This window comes from Acidobacteriota bacterium (assembly GCA_040752915.1).
GTDB lineage: Bacteria > Acidobacteriota > UBA4820 > UBA4820 > DSQY01 > JBFLVU01.
The window spans coordinates 1-8,337 of record JBFMHB010000089.1 but is presented as its reverse complement, the minus strand read 5'-3'; the positions used below and the strand labels follow the sequence as shown (position 1 = coordinate 8,337).

Genomic DNA, 8,337 nt, shown 5'->3' with positions numbered 1-8,337 from the left:
GGCGTCCGGCCGCCGGTCCCCTCCGGCGGGACGGGCTCGCCCCGGACCGCGCGGGCGCGCGGGGGGAGTGCCGGGCTCGCGGTTCCCGGCCCCCGAGGCGGCCTCCCGGAGCGCCGCCAGCTCCTCGGGGCTCAGGGCGCGCACCTCGCCGGGGTTCATTTTCCCGAGCCGGACGGGACCCATGGCCACGCGCTTGAGCTTGATCACGGGGTGCTCGATGCGGAAGAACATCTCCCTCAACTGGTTCTTCCGCCCCTCCATCATGGTGATCTCCAGCCAGGTGTGGTGGGTCTCCCGGGAGGGCATCCGCCGGATGTCCACGGGAAGGGTCCGGCGTCCCTCGAGGACGACCCCGCGCCGCAGGCGGTTCAGCGCCTCCGGAGACGGGGAGCCCTTCACCTTCACCTGGTAGACCTTGGCCACCTTGAACCGGGGATGGAGGAGGCGGAACCCCAGGTCCCCGTCGTTGGTGAGCAGGAGGAGACCCTCGCTGTGGTAGTCCAGGCGGCCCACGGGAAAGAGGCCCCTCGCGTCCCTCGGCATGAGGCCCCGCAGGCACGGCCGGCCCTCGGGGTCCTCGAGGGTGCTGACCACCTCCTTGGGCTTGTACAGGGCGTAGCAGGACGTGCGCTCGGAGGGGTGCAGGCGCTGGCCGTCCACCTTCACCGAATCCCGGGAGGGATCCACGAGGGTGGCGAGGTCGGTGACCGTCTGGCCGTTCACCGTGACGCGGCCCTCCCGGATCAGGTCCTCCGCGCCGCGGCGCGAGCCCGCGCCGGACCGGGCCAGAAACTGGTTGAGCCGCAGGCGCGAAGCCTTCTCAGGAGCCATGGTCTTCCTCCTCGGCGGGGACGGGGGCGGGCTCCCCGGCCGGTCCCCCTTCGGCGGGGGCGGCGGGGGCGGAACCGCCGGGAGGAGGCACCTCCTTGAAGAGGCTCTCCTGCCGGACCTTCTCCCGGAAGACCTCCTCCAGCTCCCGGAAGGAGGGGAGGTCCTCGAGGGTGTTGAGGCCGAAGTGGACGAGGAACTCCTTCGTCGTGGCGTAGAGAAGGGGGCGGCCTACCACGGCCTTGCGGCCCGCGATCCTCAGCAGTTTCTTTTCGAGGAGGCCCTTGAGGACCGCCGCCGATTCGGTGCCGCGGATGGCGGACACTTCGGCCGAGGTGAGCGGCTGCTTGTAGGCCACGATGGCGAGGGTCTCCACGGCGGCGGAGCTGATCTTGCGGAGGTTTTGGGCCTTGAGGAAGGCGCGGACAAAGGGCGCGTGGAGGGGCCGGGTCACGAGCCGGAAGCCCTCCGCCACCCGCTCCACCCTGAGGCCCGCGGAGGCGCGCTCGTAGGTCTCCTGCACCCTTTCGAGGAGGGACAGGGCCTCCCGGGGCGCCACCTGGCCCCCCAGCGCCTCCACCACCTGCTGGACGGTGACCGGAGCGCCGGAGACGAACAGGATCGCTTCCACCGCCCCGAGCTGGTCGCTCTCTCGCACGCGGCCCTCCCGCGCCGCATTCTATCACTCGACGAGGGCCGCCGTCGGCCCCCCGGCCGGTGTACAATCGGCTCTCTCGACGGAGGAGGCGCCATGCAATCCATGAACCCCGCCACCGAAGCGGTCATCCGCGACTACCCGGAGCACTCCCCGGAGGAGACGGACGAGCGGCTCGACTTCGCCCGGCAGACCTTCGACTTCTGGCGGCGGGCCTCCTTCGAGGAGCGGGGGCTCCTCATGGCCCGCGCCGCGCAGGTCCTGCGGAAGCGGAAAGAGGAGCTGGCCGCCCTCATGACCTCCGAGATGGGCAAGGTCATCGTCCAGGCCGAAGCCGAGGTGGAGAAGTGCGCCTGGGTCTGCGACTTCTACGCCGAACGGGCCGAGGGGTTCCTCTCCGAGGAGGCCGTGCAAACCGACGCGAGCCGGAGCTACGTCCGCTTCGACCCCCTGGGGCCCGTGCTGGCCGTCATGCCCTGGAACTTTCCCCTCTGGCAGGTCTTCCGCTTCGCGGCGCCGGCCCTCATGGCCGGAAACGTGGGGCTCCTCAAACACGCCTCCAACGTTCCCGGGTGCGCCCTGGCCATCGAGGAGGTCCTCCGGGAGGCCGGGTTCCCCAAGGGGGCCTTCCAGACGCTCCTCATCGGCTCGAAGGCCGTGGAGGCCGTGGTCCGCCACCCGGCCGTGGCGGCCGTCACCCTCACGGGCAGCGACCCCGCCGGGCGGTCCGTGGCCGCCGCCGCCGGGGCCGCCCTCAAGAAGACCGTGCTCGAGCTGGGCGGGTCCGATCCCTTCGTGGTCCTTCGGGACGCGGACGTTCCCAAGGCCGCCCGCACGGCCGCCCAGGCCCGGTGCATCAACAACGGCCAGTCCTGCATCGCCGCCAAGCGCTTCATCGTGGAGGCGCCCGTCTACGAAGCCTTCGAGCGGGAGTTCGTGAAGGCCATGTCGGGCCTCGCCGTGGGCGATCCCGCCGACCGAAAGACGGAGGTGGGCCCCCTGGCCCGCCAGGACCTCATGGAGGACCTCCACGACCAGGTCTATCGGAGCCTCAAGGCCGGCGCCCAGCTGAAGTGCGGCGGCAAGCGCCTTCCCGTCCGCGGCTTCTTCTACCCGCCCACGGTCCTGTCGCGGGTGGAGCCCGGCATGGCCGCCTTCGAGGAGGAGACCTTCGGACCCGTGGCGGCTCTGGTCCTCGCCGAGGACGCCGACCACGCCGTGGCCCTCGCCAACGCCTCCCCCTTCGGCCTCGGCGCCTGCCTCTGGACCGCCGACCTCGCCCTCGCCGGCCGGCTCGCCGCCGAGATCGAGTCGGGCAGCGTCTTCGTCAACGGCATGGTGAAGAGCGACCCGCGCCTCCCCTTCGGCGGGGTCAAGCTCTCGGGGTACGGCCGCGAGCTGAGCGCCTTCGGAATAAGGGAGTTCGTCAACGTCAAGACCGTCTGGATGGCGTGAGGGTCAAGGCGCGCAGAACCAGGCGGCGGGGTAGCCCACGAAGTGGCGGAGGTTCGCCGGGGCGGTGCGGCCGGGGCCCTCGGCGTAGGACGGCTCGGGGCCGTCCACCGACGTGGCGTAGGCGGCGGGCGCCGCAAGGAGCCCCTCTCCCGCCAGGTCCCGCAAGACCAGCATGGTGAAGGGCACGCTGAAGCGCCCGCACCAGGGAATGCGGTAACGGCCCGGGTCCTGGGGGTCCACGAGCTTCTCGAAGAGGCCCCGCGCCTTCTTTTTCGTGACCGTTCCCGACAGGTATTCCCGCATCAGGCGCCGGTCCTGGGCGCGGGCGAGGACGTAGGCCTCGGGGCCGCCCTCCCCGAAGGGCGCGTAGTCGAAGTCGGCCCCGTAGTGGACCGCGTCCGAGGAGACCACCACCTGCACGTCACGGCCCAGGCGGAGGCCCCGCTCCTTCAGGACCGCGGCCAGGGCCGCGGCGAAGCGGTCCGAGAGGGCCTCCATGCGCGGAAAGCCCATGGTGGGGACCAGGACGGGCAGGATCTCCACGCCGGGGTTCTCGTGGCGGAGCCAATAAACGATGGGCTCCACCGAGTGCTCCGCGTCATGGGCGGCGGCGTCCTGGACGTAGTCCCCCTCCGGCAGGCGGGCGAGCAGGGCCTCCCGCAGGGGCGAGACGGAGACGTTTCCGTCGGGCGCCCTCCAGGCGGGATAGGGGTCGAAGATCAGCCGGTCGCGGATCCCGAAGGCCCGCCACTTGTGGAAGACGCCCACCACCACCACGGTCTTCGCCGCGATCGGGGCCAGGGCCGCCCGGTACATCCTCGCCGCGTAGAGGTAGTCGTCGTGGGGGCACACGGCCCCCAGGACGGCGCCCCGGACCTTCGCCCCGAAGCCCTCGGGGGCGGGCCCCTCCTTGGAATGAGCGGCCACCTCCGCCATTTGCGCGGCGGTGACGGCGAAGCCCACGCCGTCCTGCTGGCCCCTGAGGCCCTCCGTGGAGGGGACGGCCATGGCGCGCCGCACTTCCTCCAGGGAGGGCGGCCCGGCCGCCCAGAGCGAGAGGGGTAGGAGGGCCGGGGCGAGATACCGAAGGAGCCGGGGGGCGGCAGGGCCCATCATGCCTCCCGATACAGGGTCTCGATGAGGTCCGCGTATTTTTCCGCCACTTCCTTCCGCTTGACCTTCATGGTGGGTGTGAGTTCCCCCGCCTCCTGGCTGAACTCCTTCGGAAGGAGCGCGAAGCGCTTGATCTGCTCGTAGGGGGCGAGGTCGTGGGAACGACGCCGGATGCGGCGCTCGTAGACGGCCTTCACCTCGGGGTGGCACAGGAGGGAATCCCGGTCCGAGAACTCCACCCCCCGGTCCCGGGCCCACTCCTCGAGGGCTGGGAAATTGGGAACGATCAGGGCCGTGATGTACTTTCGCCGCTCGCCGATGACCGCCACCTGCTCCACCAGCGGGTCTCCGAGGAGGGCCATCTCCACGGCCTGGGGCGCCACGTATTTCCCCCCCGACGTCTTGATGAGGTCCTTGATGCGGTCCGTCACCGCGATGCGCCCGCCCGCGTCGATCTCCCCCGCGTCCCCCGTGCGGAACCACCCGTCCACGAAGGCCTCGGCCGTCTCCTCGGGCTTGTTGTAGTAGCCCTTCATGACCGTGGCGCCCCGGACCTGAATCTCCCCGCCCTCGCCGATGCGGACCTCCACGCCGGGAAGGGGCTTGCCCACGGTCCCGTACTCGAAGCCCGTCCACTCGTGGACCGACACCGTGGCGGTGGTCTCGGTGAGGCCGTAGCCGTAGGCCACGAACATCCCCGCGGCGTCGAAGAAGCGCTCGATCTCGGGGGCCAGGGGCGCTCCGGCGCAGGGGAAGTACCGCACGCGCCCCCCCGTGAGGGCCCGCAGTTTCTTCAGCACGAGGCCGTCGGCCAGGCGGTGTCTGAGCCCCAGCCAGGGCCCCAGGCCCGCGCCCACCCGGCGCCTCTCGGCGGCTTCGGCCCCCGTCCTCAAGGCCCAGCGGAAGAGGGCCCGGCGGGGGAGGGGCGCCGCCTGCACCTTGGTCATGACGGCGCCGTAGACCTTCTCGTAGAAGCGGGGCACGGCGCACATGACGGTGGGCCGCACGGCCGGCAGGGCCGCCGCCACTTGTTTGGGGTCCTCCAGGTAGGCGTTCTCCACCCCCCGGTGGAGGTTGTAATAGGTCCAGCACCGCTCGAAGACGTGGCTCAAAGGCAGGAAGCAGAGAGAGACGTCCCCCGGCCCGGTGGGGGGCAGGCGCCTCTCGTGGGCCTCGAAGCACGCCAGGATGTTGGAATGGGTCAGCATGACGCCCTTGGGCTCCCCCGTGGTGCCGGAGGTGTAGATGATGGTCAGGAGATCCTCCGGAGCGCCCCGGTCCAGGCGGGCCCTCGCCTCCTCCCGGGCCCCCGGCGCCTCGCCCAGCTTCAGAAACTGGGCGAAGGAGAGGGAGCGCCCGTCGTCCCGCAGGGGCACCGAGGGATCGAAGACCACGATGCGCTTCAGCCCCGGCAGGCCCTCGGCGGCGGCCAGGGCCTTCTCGTACTGCTCCGCCCCGCCCGCGAAGCAGACGCGGGCGTCGGCGTCGGCCAGGATGTACGCGGCCTGCTTCACGGTGTTCGTGGGATAGATGGGCACGGGGACGCACCGCGCCGCCAGGGCCCCCACGTCGCAAAGGGTCCACTCGGGCCGGTTCGGCGAGAAGAGGGCCACGCTCGCCAGCTCGGGGACGCCGAGGGCGACGAGGGAGCGGGCCACCGACTCGATCCCCTCCCGGACCCGGTCCCAGTCCCAGGTCTTCCACTCCCCGCCCTCCTGAAAGCGGAAGGCGGGGCCGCTCCCGCGGCTTTCCAGACGGTGCAACAGCTCCCGCGCGAAATGCGACTCGGCCATGGTCCCCCCCTTTTTCCAACGGGGCCGAATTGTAGCACCGCCGAGGGCATGGAAGCGCCCCCGCCGAGCGTTTAACCCGGAGGGGGGCGCGCCTTGGCCCACCCCGGAGGAGACGCCATGAGTTTGTTGAAAGGAAAACGCTGCAAGCCCTGCGAGGGCGGCGTGCCGCCTTTGTCCCGCGATCAGGTGGACAAGATGCTGGAGGAGGTCCCCTTCTGGGCCCCCAGCGGGGCCGGGGACGCGATCTCCCGGACCTTCACCTTCCGGGACTTCCACGAAACCATGTCCTTCGTGAACGCCGTGGCCTGGATCGCGAACCAGGAGGGCCACCACCCCGACCTGAGCGTGGGCTACGACCGCTGCACGGTGCGGTACGCGACCCACTCCATCGGCGGGCTCTCGGAGAACGACTTCATCTGCGCCGCCAAGGTCAACGCCCTGCTGGCCTACTGAGGCCGGGAACGCGCCACGCCAGTCCAGAACAAAGCGGTGGGTCGCCTCCGATGATCGGCCGGGGCCTGGCCGCGCCCCTGGCGCGGCACGGAGGGGCTGGGCCGGGCGCATCCAGGCCAACCTGCCCTCTCCCGAGGAGTTCAGCGAAGCGGAGCGGAGCGCCAAGAGGGGGGCGGAGCCTCCCTCTTGGAATACTCACCGCCGGAAGGCGGAGGGGCCGCCCAGGACGCGGGCGGGAAGGTAGACGAGGGCCTTGAAGAGGGACAGGACTCCCCCCACGGCGATGCCGAGGATCCGGAAGGGGAGGAGGAGGAGCCACACGATGGGGTAGAGGACGAGGGCCAGGAGCGCCAGGGGCCAGCAGAAGAAGAGCAGGATCAGCCAGAGCAGAAACGCCGCCATCAGAGTGCCCGTCCCGTCTGGGGATACGGAAGACCCGCCAGGAAGGTTTCCAGCGCCCGGACCGCCTCCTCGGGAGGGTTCGTGAAGAGGAAGGCCCCCTCCCAGGGCGGGCCCTGGTTCACCCGGACGCAGACCGTATCGGTTTCGAAGATCCGCTCCCCCAGGTGGAGGCGCAGGAGGGCTCGCTTGAGGAGTTGGAAGGGGTGAGGCCCGCGAACCAGGACCGCCTCCGCGCTGATGTTCAGGACCTCCACGGGGAAGCCTTCAGCCCCCGCGGGAACGAGCCGCGCCGGGAGGGCCAGCCGGTGCCGGTGGTGCCTCCTCCGCTCGAACATCCTGCCCTCCCTCCCGCCGGGGGCTGGTCCCTCAGTCGATGCCGCAGGCCTTGCGCGCCCGGGCCAGGGTGGCCGCCGCCACGGGACGCACCCGTTTCGCCCCCTCCCGCAGGACCTCCTCCACGAAGCCGGGGCGGGCCGCCAGCTCCTTCCGCCGCTCCCGGGCCGGCCCGAAGGTCTCGTCCAGGACGGCGATGAGCCGCTTCTTGGCGTCGCTGTACTTGAGCCCGCCCTTCTGGAAGCGCTCCCGCCACTGGGCGTCCTCCTCCTTGGATACGAAGAGTTTGAGGAGGTTGTAGACGTTGTTCGCGTCGGGATCCTTGGGCGCCTCCACGGGCGCCGAGTCGGTCACGATGGCCATGACCCGCTCCTTGAGCGCCTTGCCCTCGAGGAAGAGGCCGATGTCGTTCCCGTAGGACTTGCTCATCTTCTGGCCGTCCAGGCCCGGCACCACCCCCGCCTCGGGAAGGATGCGGTCCTCGGGGATCACGAAGACCTCCTGGCCGTACGTGTTGTTGAAACGCTGGGCGATGTCGCGGGTGACCTCCACGTGCTGTTTCTGGTCCTTCCCCACGGGGACCACGTTGGAGTCCACGATGAGGATGTCCGCCGCCATGAGGACCGGGTAGGCGAAGAGCCCGTGGTCCGGCGCGATGCCCTTGGCGATCTTGTCCTTGTAGGAGTGGCACCGCTCCAGAAGCCCCATGGGCGTCACCGTGGTGAGGAGCCACGTCAGCTCGGGCACCTCGGGGATGTCCGACTGGCGGTAGAAGGTGCACTTCTGCGGGTCCAGGCCCAGGGCCAGGTAGTCCAGCGCCACGTCCCGCACGTTCTCCCGAAGGACCTGCGGGTCCTTGACCGTCGTCAGCGCGTGGAAATCCGCGATGAAGTAGAAGGCGTCGCCCCCGTGCTGGAGGTCCAGGTGCTGGCGCATGGCGCCCAGGTAGTTCCCCAGGTGCAGTTTCCCCGATGGCTGGATGCCCGACAGAACGCGCATAGTCCCTCCCCCGCCGACGCCGTGAATCTAGCAGAGCCCCCCTCGCCCTTCAAGTGGCCCCGGCCTTGGGACGTCTCCACTTCCCTCTTCCAATGGCCGGTTTTCCAATACCTCTGTCCCATCCGGCCCGGCGCCTTCGGCGCCTCCTCCAGGGCTAGGGCCGGCCCGTCGAAACGAAATCGCTTCTCCGGCCCGCCCCTTCACCCCCTCCGCCCTTCGGGCGGGCCGGATTCCTCGGAGGCGACCTCCACCCCTGAACCGGACGCCGAGCCCCCACCCCCCGGAGGCGGCGGCGGCGCCGGCCCC

Annotated in this window: 9 protein-coding genes; 2 read left to right on the top strand and 7 right to left on the bottom strand. The window is 70.8% G+C overall.

Annotated features, from left to right (window positions below; all coding sequences use genetic code 11):
- Window positions 1-831, bottom strand: an 831-nt coding sequence (locus AB1824_12200; protein ID MEW5765726.1) for a pseudouridine synthase, incomplete at its 3' end; no start/stop codon positions are given.
- Window positions 821-1,486, bottom strand: a complete 666-nt coding sequence (gene scpB / locus AB1824_12195; GenBank protein ID MEW5765725.1) for an SMC-Scp complex subunit ScpB — start codon at window positions 1,484-1,486, stop codon at window positions 821-823. The genes AB1824_12200 and scpB, both read right to left, overlap by 11 nt.
- 93 nt (window positions 1,487-1,579) lie before the next feature.
- Here scpB and AB1824_12190 point away from each other — a divergent pair, with 93 nt between their 5' ends.
- Complete coding sequence (locus tag AB1824_12190) at window positions 1,580-2,938, top strand: NAD-dependent succinate-semialdehyde dehydrogenase (protein MEW5765724.1); 1,359 nt, start codon at window positions 1,580-1,582, stop codon at window positions 2,936-2,938.
- Between the two features lie 3 nt (window positions 2,939-2,941).
- On the opposite strand, the gene amrB is transcribed toward AB1824_12190, so the two are convergent.
- Together amrB and AB1824_12180 are read right to left on the bottom strand one after the other, a co-directional pair.
- Window positions 2,942-4,051, bottom strand: a complete 1,110-nt coding sequence (gene amrB, locus AB1824_12185) for an AmmeMemoRadiSam system protein B (GenBank protein MEW5765723.1) — start codon at window positions 4,049-4,051, stop codon at window positions 2,942-2,944.
- Window positions 4,051-5,844 carry a long-chain fatty acid--CoA ligase gene (locus AB1824_12180; GenBank protein MEW5765722.1) on the bottom strand — a complete coding sequence of 598 codons (1,794 nt, stop codon included), beginning with the start codon at window positions 5,842-5,844 and terminating at the stop codon, window positions 4,051-4,053. The genes amrB and AB1824_12180 overlap by 1 nt, the downstream gene beginning before the upstream one ends.
- A 117-nt stretch (window positions 5,845-5,961) precedes the next feature.
- On the opposite strand from AB1824_12180, the gene AB1824_12175 reads away from it, so the two are divergent.
- Window positions 5,962-6,297 carry a 4a-hydroxytetrahydrobiopterin dehydratase gene (locus tag AB1824_12175; GenBank protein ID MEW5765721.1) on the top strand — a complete coding sequence of 112 codons (336 nt, stop codon included), beginning with the start codon at window positions 5,962-5,964 and terminating at the stop codon, window positions 6,295-6,297.
- Window positions 6,298-6,492: 195 nt separating this feature from the next.
- Here AB1824_12175 and AB1824_12170 read toward each other — a convergent pair whose 3' ends face one another.
- From AB1824_12170 to trpS, 3 genes are read right to left on the bottom strand one after another with little or no spacing between them, the layout of a single operon-like run.
- Complete coding sequence (locus AB1824_12170; GenBank protein MEW5765720.1) at window positions 6,493-6,699, bottom strand: hypothetical protein; 207 nt, start codon at window positions 6,697-6,699, stop codon at window positions 6,493-6,495.
- A complete protein-coding gene (locus tag AB1824_12165) occupies window positions 6,699-7,034 on the bottom strand; it encodes a PilZ domain-containing protein (protein MEW5765719.1) in 336 nt (111 codons plus the stop codon). The genes AB1824_12170 and AB1824_12165 overlap by 1 nt, the downstream gene beginning before the upstream one ends.
- A 31-nt stretch (window positions 7,035-7,065) precedes the next feature.
- Window positions 7,066-8,031, bottom strand: coding sequence for a tryptophan--tRNA ligase (gene trpS / locus AB1824_12160; protein ID MEW5765718.1), 966 nt, complete (start codon window positions 8,029-8,031; stop codon window positions 7,066-7,068).
- Window positions 8,032-8,337: the final 306 nt, after the last annotated feature.